Origin of the sequence: Vagococcus sp. CY53-2 (assembly GCF_022604695.1) — a bacterium.
Lineage (GTDB): Bacteria > Bacillota > Bacilli > Lactobacillales > Vagococcaceae > Vagococcus.
Genome location: NZ_JALAHP010000022.1, coordinates 1 through 280, shown reverse-complemented (window position 1 = coordinate 280; position 280 = coordinate 1). Strand labels below are relative to the sequence as shown.

The window sequence follows — 280 nt, the reverse complement described above, 5'->3', positions numbered from 1 at the left end:
CGAGAACACCGCGTTGAACAGTTTCTTTTAAAGAACTGTGAAATGTATTAACTATTATCTATCGCTAGTTAATAGTTAATGAAAAAAAGCTAACCGTAAGGTTAGAAAAGGTTAAGTGAATAAGGGCGCACGGTGGATGCCTTGGCACTAGAAGCCGATGAAGGACGGGACTAACACCGATATGCTTCGGGGAGCTGTAAGTAAGCTATGATCCGGAGATTTCCGAATGGGGGAACCCAGTATCTTTTATAGGATATTATCTAGTAGTGAATACATAGCT

General features: G+C 40.7%; 1 rRNA gene. It reads left to right on the top strand.

Annotated features, from left to right (window positions below):
* Nucleotides 1-109: 109 nt before the first annotated feature.
* Nucleotides 110-280 (top strand): 23S ribosomal RNA (locus MN581_RS10020); the annotation flags it as partial.